The sequence below is a fragment of the Psychrosphaera haliotis genome (assembly GCF_009728465.1).
Lineage (GTDB): Bacteria > Pseudomonadota > Gammaproteobacteria > Enterobacterales > Alteromonadaceae > Psychrosphaera > Psychrosphaera haliotis.
The window spans coordinates 394,799-408,774 of the sequence record NZ_WOCD01000005.1 but is presented as its reverse complement, the minus strand read 5'-3'; the positions used below and the strand labels follow the sequence as shown (position 1 = coordinate 408,774).

At 38.1% G+C, this 13,976-nt stretch carries 21 protein-coding genes; 3 read left to right on the top strand and 18 right to left on the bottom strand.

Annotated features, from left to right (window positions below):
• Positions 1 to 29: 29 nt before the first annotated feature.
• The 12 genes from GNP35_RS12430 to GNP35_RS12380 form a co-directional block, all read right to left on the bottom strand.
• Positions 30 to 722, bottom strand: coding sequence for an aspartate/glutamate racemase family protein (locus GNP35_RS12430; protein WP_155696418.1), 693 nt, complete (start codon positions 720 to 722; stop codon positions 30 to 32).
• A 6-nt stretch (positions 723 to 728) separates the two neighbouring features.
• Positions 729 to 1,190 (bottom strand): nuclear transport factor 2 family protein, encoded by a 462-nt coding sequence (locus tag GNP35_RS12425; protein ID WP_155696417.1) that lies wholly within the window; start codon positions 1,188 to 1,190, stop codon positions 729 to 731.
• A gap of 124 nt (positions 1,191 to 1,314) precedes the next feature.
• Positions 1,315 to 2,181: an alpha/beta fold hydrolase gene (locus tag GNP35_RS12420; RefSeq protein WP_155696416.1), complete on the bottom strand. Its 867-nt coding sequence runs from the start codon at positions 2,179 to 2,181 to the stop codon at positions 1,315 to 1,317.
• Between the two features lie 21 nt (positions 2,182 to 2,202).
• Positions 2,203 to 2,562, bottom strand: a complete 360-nt coding sequence (locus tag GNP35_RS12415) for a hypothetical protein (protein ID WP_155696415.1) — start codon at positions 2,560 to 2,562, stop codon at positions 2,203 to 2,205.
• Positions 2,555 to 2,935: a GNAT family N-acetyltransferase gene (locus GNP35_RS12410; protein WP_330997855.1), complete on the bottom strand. Its 381-nt coding sequence runs from the start codon at positions 2,933 to 2,935 to the stop codon at positions 2,555 to 2,557. The genes GNP35_RS12415 and GNP35_RS12410 overlap by 8 nt, the downstream gene beginning before the upstream one ends.
• A 13-nt stretch (positions 2,936 to 2,948) precedes the next feature.
• Positions 2,949 to 3,236 carry a hypothetical protein gene (locus GNP35_RS15320; protein WP_196492549.1) on the bottom strand — a complete coding sequence of 96 codons (288 nt, stop codon included), beginning with the start codon at positions 3,234 to 3,236 and terminating at the stop codon, positions 2,949 to 2,951.
• Positions 3,237 to 3,288: 52 nt separating this feature from the next.
• Positions 3,289 to 3,660: a hypothetical protein gene (locus tag GNP35_RS12405; RefSeq protein WP_155696414.1), complete on the bottom strand. Its 372-nt coding sequence runs from the start codon at positions 3,658 to 3,660 to the stop codon at positions 3,289 to 3,291.
• Between the two features lie 112 nt (positions 3,661 to 3,772).
• Entirely contained in the window at positions 3,773 to 4,228 is a 456-nt protein-coding gene (locus GNP35_RS12400; protein WP_155696413.1) for a hypothetical protein, read from the bottom strand.
• A 214-nt stretch (positions 4,229 to 4,442) separates the two neighbouring features.
• A complete protein-coding gene (locus GNP35_RS12395) occupies positions 4,443 to 4,904 on the bottom strand; it encodes a GNAT family N-acetyltransferase (protein WP_155696412.1) in 462 nt (153 codons plus the stop codon).
• A 28-nt stretch (positions 4,905 to 4,932) separates the two neighbouring features.
• Complete coding sequence (locus GNP35_RS12390) at positions 4,933 to 5,319, bottom strand: hypothetical protein (RefSeq protein WP_330997808.1); 387 nt, start codon at positions 5,317 to 5,319, stop codon at positions 4,933 to 4,935.
• A gap of 198 nt (positions 5,320 to 5,517) precedes the next feature.
• The gene (locus GNP35_RS12385; protein WP_155696411.1) at positions 5,518 to 6,321 is read right to left on the bottom strand and encodes a hypothetical protein; all 804 of its coding nucleotides are present in this window, start codon (positions 6,319 to 6,321) and stop codon (positions 5,518 to 5,520) included.
• Between the two features lie 102 nt (positions 6,322 to 6,423).
• The gene (locus GNP35_RS12380) at positions 6,424 to 7,116 is read right to left on the bottom strand and encodes a class I SAM-dependent methyltransferase (RefSeq protein WP_155696410.1); all 693 of its coding nucleotides are present in this window, start codon (positions 7,114 to 7,116) and stop codon (positions 6,424 to 6,426) included.
• A 336-nt stretch (positions 7,117 to 7,452) separates the two neighbouring features.
• On the opposite strand from GNP35_RS12380, the gene GNP35_RS12375 reads away from it, so the two are divergent.
• Positions 7,453 to 8,409 carry an IS110 family RNA-guided transposase gene (locus GNP35_RS12375; protein WP_155696409.1) on the top strand — a complete coding sequence of 319 codons (957 nt, stop codon included), beginning with the start codon at positions 7,453 to 7,455 and terminating at the stop codon, positions 8,407 to 8,409.
• 22 nt (positions 8,410 to 8,431) lie between these two features.
• On the opposite strand, the gene GNP35_RS12370 is transcribed toward GNP35_RS12375, so the two are convergent.
• Positions 8,432 to 8,932, bottom strand: a complete 501-nt coding sequence (locus GNP35_RS12370; protein WP_155696408.1) for a DUF4365 domain-containing protein — start codon at positions 8,930 to 8,932, stop codon at positions 8,432 to 8,434.
• Positions 8,933 to 10,080: 1,148 nt separating this feature from the next.
• Here GNP35_RS12370 and GNP35_RS12365 point away from each other — a divergent pair.
• Positions 10,081 to 10,326 carry a type II toxin-antitoxin system CcdA family antitoxin gene (locus GNP35_RS12365; RefSeq protein WP_155695221.1) on the top strand — a complete coding sequence of 82 codons (246 nt, stop codon included), beginning with the start codon at positions 10,081 to 10,083 and terminating at the stop codon, positions 10,324 to 10,326.
• Positions 10,326 to 10,643, top strand: a complete 318-nt coding sequence (locus tag GNP35_RS12360) for a CcdB family protein (RefSeq protein ID WP_155696407.1) — start codon at positions 10,326 to 10,328, stop codon at positions 10,641 to 10,643. The genes GNP35_RS12365 and GNP35_RS12360 overlap by 1 nt, the downstream gene beginning before the upstream one ends.
• 100 nt (positions 10,644 to 10,743) lie before the next feature.
• Here GNP35_RS12360 and GNP35_RS12355 read toward each other — a convergent pair whose 3' ends face one another.
• The 5 genes from GNP35_RS12355 to GNP35_RS12335 form a co-directional block, all read right to left on the bottom strand.
• Positions 10,744 to 11,838 carry a hypothetical protein gene (locus tag GNP35_RS12355; protein ID WP_155696406.1) on the bottom strand — a complete coding sequence of 365 codons (1,095 nt, stop codon included), beginning with the start codon at positions 11,836 to 11,838 and terminating at the stop codon, positions 10,744 to 10,746.
• A gap of 110 nt (positions 11,839 to 11,948) precedes the next feature.
• Positions 11,949 to 12,263 (bottom strand): helix-turn-helix domain-containing protein, encoded by a 315-nt coding sequence (locus GNP35_RS12350; protein ID WP_155696405.1) that lies wholly within the window; start codon positions 12,261 to 12,263, stop codon positions 11,949 to 11,951.
• Positions 12,250 to 12,489: a type II toxin-antitoxin system RelE/ParE family toxin gene (locus tag GNP35_RS12345; protein ID WP_330997807.1), complete on the bottom strand. Its 240-nt coding sequence runs from the start codon at positions 12,487 to 12,489 to the stop codon at positions 12,250 to 12,252. Before GNP35_RS12345 ends, GNP35_RS12350 begins: the two co-directional genes overlap by 14 nt.
• Before the next feature lie 209 nt (positions 12,490 to 12,698).
• Entirely contained in the window at positions 12,699 to 13,175 is a 477-nt protein-coding gene (locus tag GNP35_RS12340) for a hypothetical protein (RefSeq protein WP_155696403.1), read from the bottom strand.
• A 106-nt stretch (positions 13,176 to 13,281) separates the two neighbouring features.
• Complete coding sequence (locus GNP35_RS12335; RefSeq protein WP_155696402.1) at positions 13,282 to 13,791, bottom strand: DUF6882 domain-containing protein; 510 nt, start codon at positions 13,789 to 13,791, stop codon at positions 13,282 to 13,284.
• Positions 13,792 to 13,976: the final 185 nt, after the last annotated feature.

Here is a 13,976-nt window from a genome sequence, read left to right as displayed (position 1 = left end):
TGCTGGTACTCTTAAAGATCTTTTGGTTTTTAGCAGGTCGCAAGCTCCACTGCTTTTGATGCGTGGATCAGAGTTGTATCATAAAGTGGCACGTTTGTATGCTGTTGCTGTACGAGCAACGATATTTCCGTGCATCCTAGAATGACGGCTTCGGCACCTTGGTTATGGAGTTTCTCTATGACTTGAATGTATCTCTCACGAGACTTTTCTTGGATGTTGCCTAGACAAAGCTCAGAATAAATAATGTTATGTACAGCACTTTGGTCTTCACTATTTGGCACAATCACTTCAATTCCGTACTTATCGCTAATACGATTTTTATAGAACTCTTGCTCCATAGTGAACTGTGTACCTAATAAACCCACTCGTTTAATGCCATTCGCTACTAGTTTTTCTGCGGTCGCATCGGCAATGTGAATAAGAGGTATAGAAAGAGATTGTTCTATTTTTTCTGCTACTTTATGCATGGTATTGGTACAAATTAGAATGAAATCTGCACCTCCAGCCTCAATATTTTTTGCCGCGTTCGACAAAATGACAGCGGTGTCGTCCCAACGACCTTGGTGCTGTAACTTTTCAATTTCAGCAAAGTCGACACTGTAAAGAGAAATTTTGGCTGAGTGTAAACCGCCCAATTGAGCTTTTACGCCTTCATTAATATTTTTGTAGTAGCTAGCCGTAGATTCCCAACTCATGCCACCTAACAAACCAATTGTTTTCATAAAGAACTACTCGTGATATTTACGAATGACCGCGACTTTATCACCTTCTAACTCAAGTACTTCCATCATAGTTTGAGAGTACTCAATAGGCTGATTATTTTGTGGATGAACGCCTTTTGCGTAATTTTTGTAACGAATAGCAATGGCGGAGTTATTGAATACAAATACGTCTAACAATGTTGCTTCGTATTTGTCATGAGCACCTAAATAAAATGTCATCCCTTTTCTCATCGACGCTTTTCCGTCTGGTAACCTAGAATCGTCAACTACATATGGTAAATGTGAGTGACCAATATCGTCGGTTAACAAAGAAAGGTAGCTTTCTAGTTCTTTGCTTGTTGCGTTTGGTTTTTGGGTTTCCGTCATGAGCTTAAAGTAGTGATGAGCAAACTTTTCTAAGTCTAACTCTTTGGCGAGTAATGAAAACGAGCTATAAAATAATAGGGTGAATAAAATTAAGTGTTTCATACAAACTCCATTTTATTTTATGTTTTGCTTAACAGTTAATTGCTTTTTACTCATTAAAAAGTAATAGCGGGTATTTAACGCTTTAGTTAGTTTTAACATTTAAGCCTAGTTTTTATATTTAGGCTTAGTTGCTAGTTAGCGCTTTAATGCTTTTTACAACTAGGTCTCGGTCTACAATATGTAGATGATGCTTTTCTGACTCAGAATATACAATCCGACTATTAGTGGACAAGCTTTTGAAATATGCCTCGGCATCAGCCTCTAATGAATCCATGCTTTTAGCTATTTCGTCTGGCACAAATGGCGGGTCATAACGCTTGTCCATTTGTTTTGATCTTACGGTTATAATCGGTTTATCACCAAAGTTAGCGGCATTAGACAATATTTTATAGCTTTCCATATGGTCAACGTTTTCAGGCACTCTTTTAAACATTGGGTCGTGTACACTTTGTTCAAAGCTATAGAAGCTTTGCAGTTTTTTGTTTTCTGATTTGAAGTTCTCAGGCCAGCGAGTACCCATAGTATAAAAGTAGCCAAATACAGGAGGATCAATTAAAACAGCGCCAAGTACTTCTTGAGGGTAAAGGTTGTTGTAAGCGCTAATGACGTAAGATGCATATGAGCCTCCGGCAAAGTAAAGTGGCGCTTTAACATCGGCAGCGGCCAGTAATTTATTTAACCTAATGGCCATATCATTTACCGTGAAAGGAACGGGACCTTTTTCGCTTTTACCTAATCCTGCGCGGTCATATAAACAAATACTATAATCATTTTTTAATCGGTCTATATTTTCTAGCCAAACCCCATCAGAGCCAGCGCGACCAAATCCTTGTTCTAGGATTAATTGTGGTTTGTCGTTTTCATAACATTCGAGGTAAAGCTTGAATCCGCCAACATCATATAATCCTGCTTTGGTCGGCTTAAGGTTAAGCTCTGTCGCTAACGTTGCAAAAGAATACAAACATAAAATCACACTCGTCATTAACTTCATACAAACTCCATTTAATTAAACTTACTCACCAATCCCAACAAAACCTACCATGCGGCAGATCAAATCGCCGTCTTGCTCTACAAAATACTGACCAAGTTGGGTTTGTTCAGTACCTTCAGGGCCGGGCCCACTGAATGCAACAGTGACGCGAGTTACGCCAGCAATCGAGTCAGCTTTTATAACCTTCGCAGCCCATCCGGGTGCATGTGCACTAAACATACCTACATAATTATTTAATGATTCGATTCCATTGATTGTTTCAGGCGTTCGAGGATCATCATATTTAACAGCCTCTACAACAGAGCTATTTATTGTAGAAAATCGAAGTTTTTCATCCTCAATTTGCCAGGCTTTAAAAAATGTTTTAATACAATCAGACATTACGGGTTCCTTTTTTAAATTTTAATTTAGCAAATATATGACTGTCATAAAATTTACCATTTTTATAAATTGCTTGTTGAAGAACCGCTTCCGGTAAATAATTACATTTTTCCAGAACTCTCATTGAGCCGGTATTACCTGAGAAAACGGCTGCGTGCAGTCTATTTATCTCGGTGGTTCGAAATGCCTCTTCTGTAACAATATTAACAGCCTGTGTAACAAGGCCCTTTCCCCAATATTCTGAGCAAAGCCAATAGCCAATTTCTCCATTTCGCGAGTATTCAAATTCATCTATCGACACACCGATGCAACCAACAAGTTCATCTGCAATAGTAATAGCACGAATTAAACCTAATTGACTGCCTTCTTTTATCCACCATTCGGCATCAGCCTCGGTATAAGGACTCGGAATCTTTGATTACATGTAACTCTTTGTTTTTATTTTGTTGTGCTATATGAATTCCAATGGATGTATAGTTATCAGGTTGCTCTATCTCAACGATATCTACATTTACATCAGAATTTAGCTTTCGAATATTATTAAGAGTTTCAGCATAGTTGCTAGAAGCGATGGGGGTTTGGTTTGCTAAAAGGGATTTTTCACTTGGCGCTAAGGTCATACAGCCGTTTAAAAGCAAAAAACCGATTATAGTAATAGTTAATTTAAAGTGCACAAGATCATTCCTTAATTTTTGTACTTTAAAACCACTGTACATTAAGCTAATTCTATAAGCCAATCAGTAAGTTAAAATAGAGCCCTGACATACCAACAGTTATAAACGCTAAAAAGCTGATAACGGCGGTTCTTTCAGGAACCGCGTGGATTACCAGTGAAGGCATTTCCTTTAAAGTAGACAAAGGAGGAACGTAAAAAGTTGAATATGACTCAAAGCTTTTAAACTTATTCCACAGTTTGGAACAAAACAACTTTAATCCAGACAGGTACATTAATACAAAGGTGGAAGCACCAAGCGCTTCAACTAAAGCCATAACTTCCATGCCGACCATTATTTCAGGGCCCGCTAATAATAGAACAATGATGCAGGCCAATGTATACCAGCTTGCTTTAGATAATATTGTTTTGAGCCGATTTAGCACGTAATTTCCCTTGTTGGCTTATATACAGGATCAGCTAACGGTAACAAAAAGTCATTTTTGTTAGGGGTTAATACCGGGTAAAGCTATTTACATCCTGAACTTAAAAAATTCATTATGCACGATTGGACACTGCCTCGTAAGCCATGATTAAAAGATAGCAAACAATGCCAGCGGTGAATGAATATATTAATGATGCTACTGGAGCCCATAAATAACCTATAGCTGATGTAGAAGAGGCGTGCTGGTCCGTATACAAAGCTTCAGTAACATGCCAATACCCATAAGAAATGATAAGAACGGTAGTGGCTAAAGACAACCAAAGTGCAACTTGTCCTTTAAATGACGATAGTAGGTTTGTGCAGAGGGCTAATAGTATCAATGGTAAAAGTGGTATTAGTCTGAAGGACCCAGTAAGTATTGTGCGCTCCACGCTCGAGGCACCAAAAGCTTTATTCCAAGCTTCCTGAAACTCAAAGTTACCGATAATCAACATGACAAAAAGATGATTTAAGTCTTCGTGCAGCATCACTAAAGCGGTAAAACACGCTAAAATATATCCCTTCTTCATTGTGTTCCTTTTGAGTCTCTTGTAAGTTGTTACTTTACCCCAATTTAATTTCTACATAACCTAGCGTTAAAGTTGGAACAAGCAAAGTAGCAATTATGCAGTAAAAAAGAATAATCCCAGTAATAAGCTAAACCAACCAAATGAGTGTAACTGCCGCAAATATAACACCACAAAGACCCGTGCAACTTTGTTGAGCCCGAATACACTGAGCTTGTTAACCTTGGGATTTGGTATAAATGAGCTTGTTGTCACCGTCAGCAAAGAAGTTTTTCACTTCAGCTTCAAATGTAAAACCGTACTTTTCATAGAACGCTCTTGCTGTTTCGAACTCAGGGAGCTGAGATGTCTCGACAATTAGCAGTCTTGCACCTCGACTTTTTAATTCGGACTCAACGGCAGACACCAAAGACCGACCAAAACCCTTGCCTTTATAGCCTTCCTTTGTCCATAACATTAGCAGATTCCATGTCCCTGACGTAACAGGCTCTGGAGCGCAGTATGCAAACCCTACTGGTTCATTTTCTAACGCAGTGAACCATATTTCGTCATCAGGATTTTCTAGATGGTTATCCAAAGTCTCTAAGGTATAAGCAATCGAATCAGCATCGAACTGTCCGCTTTCTGTCAGAACTTTTTGCAGTTCTTCTTTATGTTCTTTAGTTGTTTTAGAGATCATTTTATATCCTATTATGGTTAATGCTTAGCTATCTACACGTGTTAATTTCAGCGAGGTTCAAATCAATGTTTGCAACAATATAGCCATATTCTTTTTTAGATAAATCTTTAGATTGAAAATGCTGTTTAGCTAGCTCATGAGTCCAAGCAGTACCGCAAGGTGCAACAGGAATCGTAGTATCAATTTTTAAAAGGTGACTTTCTTGAATCACGCCACCTTTTTTGACAATGCTTTTAGCGCAAAGACTTAAAGCATATTCAACAGCAAATTTGTCCACACTAGGCAAACCAACAAACTCGACATCACAACCAAGCTTTTTATTGCCTTCAATATCGACATAATAAAGCTGTCCTGATGTTGTACAGGCTGAGCAAATAAAAATCAAACAGAACAAAAAGATGCACTTAACGCTCACAAGAACTCCTTGTGTGGAAAATCTATGTTGGTATTCCATAGCCATTGTAAAACTGCAGTTACTACTAATAAAGCGACTAAAGTTATAATAATCGGTGTGATTAGAAGACCCATTTAAGATAAAACTCCCTTTTATATTGATACTTACATATAACGCCAGCTTTGGTGAGACCCTCTTGAATCATTTGTTAGTTTTCGATTACCTGCGAACGCTTAATAATTTTTGAGTTAAGTCTTCCGCTTGCTCTATTTGCAAAGCTGACATTTTATTCAAAAGGCTATTCTTTATGAAACTAACTTTCAGGTAAAACTCATTGTTATTAGTAGTTTGCATTGCGTATTCAGCAAAAGCAACAGCCTTTACAATGTTTGGTTGCAATGTCGCGGGGTCAAAGTGTTGAAACCCCTTGATTAAACGAAGTTGTGATTTTTCACCACCATTCACTGCAAGTTTTTGAGCTAGTGCGTATTTCATATTAATGAATTTTACTCGATGCTCAAATACTACTTGTTTAGAGCTTGTGTCTACTCCAGTACTTTCAAAGTACTCAATGTCAGAAACAGCCCAAAGCTCATTTAAAGCGTCATCGGAGCCTTTTTCTATTGCTAATAATAAGATTTTAATAAAATTATGCTCTTCATTTTTTAGCTCTGAACAAAGGGCGAACCTAGATGAAACATCTTCGATGAACTCATAAGGCTCACCAATGCGAGTGGCTTTATCTATCCACACCGTAAGTTCATCTCTCGTCTTGGGTACACCTTTGCAGCGCCTAACGTTCTTTGCAGATTCTAATAGTTGTTGAGGGCTTAAACTTGGTGTGTTTGAAGTGTTCTTATTATTAGTTCTAGTCGCTGAGGTTTTAAAGTTAGAGGGTTGAAAAGCCTGAGGTTGAGCCTTTTCGATTTGTGCATTGCTAGAAACGTCGGTTTCAAAAGGGGCGTTAATTAGAAGCAAAGTAATACTAATAGCAATCGTAGAAAAAATGACAATTCGTTTCACTAAGCTTTCCTAGGTAAACTAACGCTTTGCTAATAGGAAAATAATGGTTGGCTATAATCGCGGAGCGATGGCCAACTGTTATTTTTCCTTTTAAGCAACTTGTTATGATTTTGCAGTCTTTTTATGTCTAAATGCCGCCATTTTCTGATTCCTCGGGTGTCCCCAATCACCAATGATTTCGACCTTTAGTCCAGCTAGCTCAGCTATATATTCAATCTCTTGATTCGAATAATGAAATGGGTCTCGGTCATATTTTGTAACCTTCCCACCAGGCTTCTGTTCCAGGTCATCCAAATAAGCAGGGAAAGGAGATTCAAAGTAAGTAGCGTAATAAGTACCTGTTTCCGTTAGACTCTCTCGTGCTTTGATTAAACACTTGACAACATTCTGAAGCGGTAAGTGAGTAAATAATGAAATCGAAACCATATAATCAAACTGCGTTCCAAATTTTTCAAACTCAAAGCTGTCACTTACTATCAAATTTGCCTGTTTTTCTTCTAGTTTATATTCTTCTATTTCTTTGTAAGCTGCTTTAATAAGGGACTCATTAATATCAACACCGTGATAGTGTTGAAGATCTAAATAGTCTATATATTTAACACCTCCTCGAAGGCATCCACAACCTATATCTAGCAGTTTGTGCTTAGGTTTCAATCCTGAGTTTACAAGAAATTCAAACTGGAGTGCTCCGATTTCATCCCACATCCCACCAACGAATCCCCTATGCTTTTTCTCTTCAATATCTTTGCTAGATAATTGTCTAAAATAGGAATTTATACCTTCCATTATGTTCATATATTTGTCCAAGTTAATTTACGGAATCATAACGCCTGGTTAAGAGGCGAGTTTTAGCTTGCTAAAATTTTTGCCGAAGGCTCGAGCAAGCTTTTACGAGACCTTCTTTAACCACTTGTATGGATAATACACCCACCAAATTTAACTATTTCCGGTAAAGTGAGACCCAAGCCTTAGCTGCAACTAAGGCCTTTCTATTTGGTAGTTCGATTAGGCATAGGCTCCTCAGTTGAGAGACCGATAACAAGAATGAACACCAAATAGGACTCCAAGCAAAATACTCGAATAGTCTACTGGGTCTCGAACCCGCATTATGCAAGCAGGAGTTAGCTTATTATGAAATCAGAAATGAAGCAAAACATTAACGTCGGTGTCGATACTGGTAAATTTCAGCTCGACATTTACATTCGTCCTCTCGATATTTTCTTTAGTGTCAGCAATGATGAAAACGGAATACGGGAAGCCGTCAAAACGATAAAGCAGCACCAACCCGAACGCATTATTATAGAGGCCACTGGCCGACTCGAAATGCCTTTCATTATGGCTTGTGCAAAAGCCAATTTACCGTTTGTAATTGCTAATCCAATACACATAAAGCGCTTTGCTGGAGCCATTGGTCAGTGTGCTAAAACCGACAAGCTCGATGCGCAGATCATTGCTCATTACGGTGAAGCTATTCAGCCTCCACTATCCACGTTAAAGCCAGACACAATGCAAGCTATGAGTGATTTAGTTGCTCGCAGAAGCCAATTACTGGGTATGCAAACTATGGAAAAGAACCGCTCACAAGTACTCTCTAAAAGTCTTCAAATGACAATAAAACCGATATTAACAGCACTTAAAAATCAAATAGAAAAAGTTGAAAGTAGAATAGTGTCACTCATCGAAAGTTGCCCAGATTACCAGGCCAAAAACACCATCCTTCAGAGCATGAAAGGCATAGGTAAAATTGCTTCAGCTTCAATTATTAGCAACCTACCTGAGCTTGGTTATATGACAAATAAACAAGCCGCCTCACTCGTTGGAGTCGCCCCCATGAACCGAGAAAGTGGTGTATTTAAAGGGAAACGAACAGTCCAAGGTGGAAGACATCAAGTGAGAACGGTTTTATACATGGCAATGATGTCCGCCATTCAATCAAATCCGGTTTTTAAGGAGACTTATCAGCGGTTAGTTGAAGCAGGAAAGCCTAAAAAAGTCGCCATCATTGCGTGTGTCAGAAAGATGGTTGTGATCTTGAATTCGATGCTAAGAGACGGTGTATTGTGGGAAGCGCCAAAAGCTAAGATTTAGCTATTGACGCCATAGTCTCTTGTTAGGTGAATTGTGCTAAATCAACTCTTTCTCTAGCACCTAGTTTTCTTAAATGAATTGCTTCGACGTAGCGTCTTATTATTTGCCAACTCTCATCATTGAGTACCTGTGAACGCGGCAGCTTAACTGTCATGGTCAAATTTTCTTGATTAGGTTCAGGAGCTTGGCTTAAAAGTTGCCAGTAAGCCGCTCGTTCGGAAGCTACGTATTTAACAAGTATTGCTACAGGTAAAAGATCCCATAAATAGTTATATGTTGATACATCTAGTGTAATCCGCTCATACAACCCGTCAGAAGTTACATTTGATTCTTGTGATGCTTTTAACTGAACAAGTAATTCTCTTGATGATGCTCGATTACTTTCAATTATACCAACTACTAGGTCTACACCAATATCGGGATTCGGTTTATCCGCAGTCCACCCTCTTGGCATCACCGCTCTAAAATGCTGTTCTGAATCAGCTTCTAGCATATTATTTTCTATTATTATTGGTCGTTGCATACACTACACCTCCTGATTCACCTAACGCCTGGTTAAGAGGCGAGTTTTAGCTTGCTATAATGTTTGCCGAAGGCTCGAGCAAGCTTTTACGAGACCCTCTTGAACCACTTGTTAACTATCACTAGCCAACGTTGAATATTCAGAAAACCACTTTACCTAAATTCCTTTCTAAATCAACTCGCTAATTACTCAGAAAAACTAAGGCCTACTACTCGAATAGTTCGGAAGCCAAGCCATGAGCGCGGCGATGGTAAGAACCAAAAGAAAAAAGCTCCAAAGCTTTTAGCAACTTTAAGCAACAGAAGTTGAAACTAATTTAAACCTTGCTGAACGTTCTTATTGATTTGAACTTTCAATAGCCAAGCGGCTAGGCTTGGCGTTTCGTGATACTGGCCAATAGTTTTTGAAAGCAGACTCAAAAATTCAGAATAAAGAGAAAAGGGGACTTTAATTTAATGACACCAATATATTGCGACAGATTAATTATATTGCAGAATTTTACGTGAAGTTAACGCCTGGTTAAGAGGCGAGTTTTAGCTTGCTAAACTATTTGCCGAAGGCTCGTGCAAGCTTTTACGAGACCCTCTTGAACCACTTGTTAACTATCACTAGCCAACGTTTAATATTCAGAAAACCACCTTACCTAAATTCCTTTCTAAATCAAACGTCTATTTACTCAGAAAACCGAAGGCCTACTACTCGAATAGTTGAAAAGCCAAGCCATGAGCGCGGCGATAGTAAGTACTAAAAGAAAAAAACTCCAAAATCTTTAGCAACCTTAAGCGACAGAAGTTGAAACTAATTTAAACCTTGCTGAACGTTTTTATTGATTTGAACTTTCAATAGCCAAGCGGCTAGGCTTGGCGTTTTGTGATACTGGCCAATAGTTTTTGAAAGCAGACTCAAAAATTCAGAATAAAGAGAAAAGGGGACTTTAATTTAATGACACCAATATATTGCGACAGATTAATTATATTGCAGAAATTTATGTGAAGTTAACGCCTCAATAAGAGGCTAAAAATTAATTGGTTATACTTTAGCGGTGTTTGCGTTGTAAACCAATTGGTTTTTGTCCACTTAATTGACTTGTTATTTGCCCGTTGTTGCAATAGTATTAATGCGCAATGATTATGCGCATGAGGTGCGATATGAGAAATGAAAGCTTTAATAAGCCATCCAAAAAAGCCACTAACCTGAGCTTAAGCAGTGATTTACTAGCTGAAGCTAAGCGATTAAATATCAACCTATCAGCAACGATGGAAAAGGCATTAAAACAAGAAGTAAGCGAAAGGTTAAGTGAAGAGTGGTTAGAGAAAAATAGCGATGCAGTTAATGCATGTAATAAGTTAACTGAAAGTTTTGGTCTATTCTCCGACGCTTACAGGAAGTTTTGATGTCTCAATTTTTTCTATATAAGAACCAAGACAGCTCTTCTTCAAAAGCGTACCCATATTTTGTTAACGTACAGTCAGATTTGTTAAGCAGCTTGGATTCCAGAATGGTTATACCATTAACTCCATTAGAGCTAATTGAATCGAAAGCGCCGAGTTACTTGTGTCCAATTATTCATATAGAGCAAGGTGATTTTGTTATTTTGACTCAACAAATGACGAGCGTACCAGTGAAGATACTAAAAGATGAAGTAAACGACCTAAGCACATTTCGAAATGAAATTGTCGCTGCACTCGATTTCCTGATTACGGGCATATAACGCCTAATTAACAGGCAAAAAATAGTTGGTTAAAATAAGCGACGAAGGAGCAAAAGCCAACTGTTTTTTGTCCTTGTTTAATTTCTTGTTAGCTTTCTATTCAAATGCACTCTGAATCAGCTGATATTATTGCGCCGTAGATATTGTGATCGCCTTCTAATACAACTTTTCCTTGCTCAACGAAAGTGACCAACATTTTACTATTTTCTAAACGATGAATAGAAGGCTTAGCTATATTGCCAAAGTCATGTTGAACAACTAACTCTTCATTACCTAACCCACCATTAGTATTTATACATCTACGCCACAAGGACAAACCTTTTCCTTCCTGAATAGGATAAACATAATAAATATCAATATTACCATCAAGCCGTAAAATAGCTTTGGCATCATGAACAGTATCATCAGTTAGGGTAATAGGAGTATATTCACTCCATGTTTGACCATAATTATTCGAGACTCTAAAGTGTGATTTCATTATATAAATAGGCTTTCCGTTAGATTTTTTTTTACTTGAACCGAAAGACTTTTGAAACAGATAAAGTAGTTTTCCATCAGAGAAAGATGAAAGGTGAGGCATAAAGCCAGAATTTCCGATATACCTTGGTGTTTCAAATTTAACACCATCTTTACTGACTGAAAAATACAACTTACAACATTTTTTATCGGTATAAACAAGAGCAACATTGTTATTATTCATGGCATGCCAACGGGCATTACTTGATGGTGATAACGTTATTTCTAAAGATATTTTTTCTTGTTCTACGAGAGCGGAATCTTTTAATTTTGCTCTGTAAGCAATAGCATCAGATTTAAATCTATTTGATTCAATAAAATAAAGCCAATCTACTCCATCTATTCTTACGTGGCTTATAGAAGATCTAATCAATGTGTTTTTATTAGGTAAAACAACTTTAGCGGTATCAAATTCAATCTTTTCGTTTAATACGGTTAACTCTGCATAGTGCAAATCTCCTTCATTCATTTCAAACCCTTTCCATGATTCATATACTAGAGTACTTGTATCTTTATTTTGAATTAGAGCGCTAATATATTGAATTTCTGGTGGGTATTCGATTCGGGAAATACTGTCTTTCTGTAGAGGTAGTTCGTTTGCAGATAACGAAAACATGCTAATCATAAAAGTTATGAAAATGAATAACTGTTTTTTAACAGATTTATGACTGCACTGCATGATGGTTCATCCTTGAAAGCTAACGCTCCGTTAAGGAGCGAGTTTAGGCTTGCTAAACTTAGTGACGCAGGAGCCCGGCAAGCCGTGACGAGACTCTCTTAAACGCCTTGTTATAGCTCTGCAATATGGGAGAGTGTTTCAGGATGCCTTTGCACTAATTTCAAAAGCGTAACAGCTTGTCCATTTGGAGCACTTCGGCCTTGTTCCCAGTTTTCCAATGTGCGAGATGAAGTGTGAAGTAAGTGGGCAAATACACCTCTAGACATATTAAATTGCTCTCGAAGGTTTACAATTTCGTCTGGTGATATATTTAAGTCAGTTATATCATTAACTTCATGATTTTTTAAAGTCAGTTTACCTTTTGAGTGCTCTTTAGCCTCTAGTAATGCAGAGCTTAATTCATTAAATAAGTTACGATTGCTCATTGCGCCATGCCTCCATAAAGGATTTTAGTTGTTTCTTTTGTTCCGATGTTAAATCAGACACTTCGTTCTTTGCATATATAGTCAAAAGATAAAAGCGGTGCTTGTGATCTAAAAAGTAATAGATAACTCTAGCACCTCCACGCTTCCCTTTTCTTTTGCTAGCGACTCTAATTTTTCTTAGGCCGCCAGTGCCTTGAATAACATCGCCAGCCTTTGGATTTGACATTAACTCAGCTTGGAAAAGTCGAAAATCTTCCTCTGATAGATAATCATTTCTCCACTTTTCAAAAATGGATGATTCAATAAAAATACTTTTCATCAGCCAAGTATACGCAAATTGCGTACAAAGACAAGTGAAGGAATTGAGAGCTATAACGCCCCACTAAGAGGCAAAAATAGTTGGTTATAATTGCGACGCAGGAGCAAAACCAACTGTTATTTGTCCTGCTTGAGTGGCTTGTTAGGGGCTGCCAGCCAGAAAGCTAATGCTCCTACCATGCCACATACACCTAAAAATGATACACCTTGTAAAAACTGTAACCAACCATCTAAAGTGGGCACGCCATCAATCATAGTTTTTACACCATTTACCGAAGCTGATGTTTTCATTTCAGGATACCTTAGCGGCCATGTGAAAATTGCCATTGGTATAGCTCCTAAAACAAAGCCTGAAATTAAAGTAGCCCACCAATTAACCGAATTAAGCTTACGTAACAGAAAGTAAGTAGGAAGTCCTAAAAACACAACAAAGCCAGCTGAAACTGTAATACAGATAGCTAGAAAGCCTCGCGTACGCACCCAGATATAAGGATCATCATGCTCGAAAGTAACAAATTGACCATACAAGTACCAAGCAGTAATTAATAATGCTGGTAAAAGTATGGCTGCCAGAAATGCGAAGACAATCTTCATAGGCCCCTAACGCTTGCCTAACCGGCGCGAAATAGCAGGCTAAAATTAGCGACGAAGGAGCGCAAGCCTGCTGTTTTGCGTCCTTAGGTTTAGGCACTTGTTATACCTACTTTACCCAATGGATGTCTGTAATTACCATATAAGTAAAACCAGTTTTATCAGTAGTTCTGTAAGCGCCTTTAGCATTTAAAAGGTAACTTGTGATTGAAGTCATTTCCCAACCATCTACCTCATCGGCAGACCATTTTTCATTGATGAGAGCTTCATAATTTTTAGATACACCATACTCTTTCACTTTATGCATTTGGTCTTTTACATTGTCTAAAATTGTGTTGTTCGCCCAAGACCAAAGCCAAGTATCAGACTTAGTAGAAACGGAGCCTACGAATTGTACTTTAGCAATAACTACTGGCTTACCGTCGTTGGAAAACACCAAAGTTCCATTCTCTTGATCCCAGTCGAATCGTTCATGCTCTCCGATTTTATACTCAGCCATAATCGACTCTTGCTTTTCTGACAGAGAGTTATGAGCAGTTGTGACAAAACCCACCCAATCATCTGAAGCATTGGCGCCAGATGCAAATAAACTAAATATTGATGCTATGAGCTTCTTCATACTTTCCCAGTAGGTATAACGCCTGGTTAAGAGGCGAGTTTTAGCTTGCTATAATGTTTGCCGAAGGCTCGAGCAAGCTTTTACGAGACCCTCTTGAACCACTTGTTAACTATCACTAGCCAACGTTGAAATTAATAGAAAACCACTTTACCTAATTTCCTTTCTAAATCAACTCGCTAATTGTT